This window comes from Sulfitobacter sp. HI0040, from assembly GCF_001634885.1.
Taxonomy (GTDB): Bacteria; Pseudomonadota; Alphaproteobacteria; order Rhodobacterales; family Rhodobacteraceae; genus Sulfitobacter.
Window position 1 is genome coordinate 1 of the sequence record NZ_LWEX01000268.1, and the last position, 2,617, is coordinate 2,617.

Consider the following 2,617-nt stretch of genomic DNA (forward strand, 5'->3'; position numbering starts at 1 on the left):
CGCGCGGCCTGCCCCGTCAGGTCAAGGGCGGCGGCCCCGGCTTCGGCCCGGGCGAGGCTTTCGTCCAGCCAGTCCTGCACCACCTCGCGCCGGTCCGCCTTGCCCAGCACGCCGCCGAAATAGCCTGTCACCGCATAGGCGTCGAACGCCTCCGCGGGAGCTGCCTTCCCCATCTTTTGCGCCAGCGGCGCGTCCAGCAGGGGCTTTTCATATCCGAGCCAGCCGGTATGCGTGGCCACCACGTTCACAAGCCGGGCAGCATCAGCGTCCGCGAAGACGTCCGACCAGATGCCCGCAACCTCCGCTGCCCGCATCCCGTGATATTGCGCCGCGGCACCCGCATCCCCCCAAAGCGCCTCGGCCTGCGCCGCGACCCAGGCGGCCTGTTCGAACCGCGTGTTCCAGACCTCATTGGAATACTCGACATAGACTTTCAGCGCAGGATCGAGGTTTTCCGACACATAGCGGGCGAAGTTGCGAATGTAGGTGTCGTCCGCCCGGTGCGGCAAGGTGAACCAGCCATCGGTGCCGACCTCGTTCGACAGGCGGACCAGCAGTTCCACCGGCACGCCCTTGCGGGCATAGGTCACGTCCTCAGCGCGGGGCCGGTCCTTCCATTCGTGCTGATCCGAATTGTTGGTGGCCATCCAGTCCATGAAACGCAGGGCGTCGAATTCCGCGATCAGGTCGAGCCAGAGTGGGTGAAACACTTCACCCGCGTCGAAGCGGGCCGCGTAATCCTGCCGCACCACGGTGATATTGCGCAGCGGATCGGCAGGGAAGATGCGCTGAAGCCGGATATCCACGCCGCCGGGGCCGGGCGTGAACTCGAACGTTACCTCGTTCTTGCCATAGCGCACATTGGTCGCGCGCCCCGCCACTTCGACGATCCCGCGCCCGTCAAAGCGCAGCCGATAACGACCGCTCAGCCCTTCGGCATCGGCGGGCAGGTCCGTCAGGATGAGCGTGCCGATACTGCCGACGATAGGCGGCATCCGAAGCGGCCAACCGTCGGGGTCAAGGAACCCGGTCGCCTGCAAATCCTCGTAGGACATGCCGCCCCACTTACCGGGGAAATGCCCGATCCACGGCCGGGCGAGCTTCATCACGTCAAGAAAGGGCTGCTGGGTGGCCCAGTCGCTGACCGGCGCAAGCCCGATCGCCATGTCGGACCGGCCGGGAACGGGCGTGAACTCCCCCGGGGGCGTCGGGTCCGCGCTCACAGGCGCTGCAGCTTCCGTTTCCGCCCCTGGGGGGCCGGTGGCCGGGGGCGGTGCCGCGGGTTCCTGCACCGTGGCGGCGCGTGCCTGCTGTTCCGGGGTACGGGCGCGATAGGTTTCGACCGCCTCCCACGCGATCCCCTGCAGGGTGCGCGCCAGATCTGCATCGGGGGCGTCGAAGGCTTTGCCATATCGATCGGTGAATTCCGCCGGCAGGCCCAGCGGGGACTCTCCGGTCAAGGTCGCGTATTGGACCATGGCCACGAAATAATGCCCCAGATCGCTCAGATGGATATCGTCGTCGAAAAGCCGCGCGATGTTGTCGATGCCTTCGACGGCGCCTGCGGCGATACGGTCGTGCAGCAGCGCCATGCCTTGCCCGGCAGGAATGATCCGCACAGGGGCCGCCCCATCGCGGCGCCCGGCGGAGACGCTCTGCGCGATGCTTTCCCAGACCGGCAGATCGGCGTCCAGCCGGGCGCGCCACGGGGTACCCGCCCCGTCGTCATGTTCCACCGGCTCGCCCGTTCCGCTGCGCAGGCTGTGCCAAGTCTCCTGCAGATATACCTGTGCGTCCGGGTTGGCAGACACGGCGAGACCATAGAACGCCTGCGCATAGACATCCGTTTCCGACCATTTCACATGATTGGCCAGCGGCAGCGCCTCCGTCAGGATCAGGTGGGTGACCTCCCCCTCCGGCAGGACGGCGCGGGCATCCACCCCTTCGGCGGTATCGGAGTTGTCCCAGTTGTAGCGCAGGGGCGCGCCGTTGATGATCTGCGCCGCCACCTCGCCCTGCCCCTGCCCGGCGCGCAGGGCGTCCTGCAGCATTTCGGGGCCCGTGGGACCGAACAGGCTGTGGCCCACCATCAAAACCGAAATGGCCGTGTCGATCACGCCCATGCTGTCACCCCGGTTTCGGGCAGGCGTAACACCACCTCGCCGACAACCTCCTGCATCGCGCGTGCCGCGGTGGTGGAAAGGGGCGCCATTGCCGTGCCGTCCGCGCGCATGAGGTCATGCGGCAGACCCAAAGGATTCTTGTGATAGAGCGTTGCGTAATGGGTAAGCGCCATGAGGTAGTTTCCTGCATCGCCAAGATGAATGGTATCACGGCTGCCATCGGGCGCAGTGGCGAAAAGCCCGTGCCGGTCGGCCAGCCCCGGGTAGCCGCCCTCAGCCTCCAGCCGCCGCACGAAGGTGCCAATGACCTGCCCCCCCGGTACGAGGTAGAGCGGCAGCCCCGCCTCCCGCGCGGGCCGCGCCAACGCGCCCAGCCAGTAGCGCGCAAGGTCCCCGTCGATCCGGGTAAGCCATCCGGCGGGATCGTCGGTCCGATGCCATGTTTCATAAAGGTAAAGCCGCACGTCGTCGCGGGCATCAAGCGCGGCCTGCGA

General features: G+C 67.1%; 1 protein-coding gene and 1 pseudogene. Both read right to left on the bottom strand.

All coding sequences use genetic code 11. The features are described 5' to 3' along the window. The coding region (locus A3728_RS13590; protein WP_067924711.1) for a hypothetical protein at positions 1-2,123 on the bottom strand (2,123 nt) is incomplete at its 3' end. Beyond that, a pseudogene (locus tag A3728_RS23150) lies at positions 2,114-2,617 on the bottom strand (hypothetical protein); the annotation flags it as partial. The pseudogene A3728_RS23150 and the gene A3728_RS13590, both read right to left, overlap by 10 nt.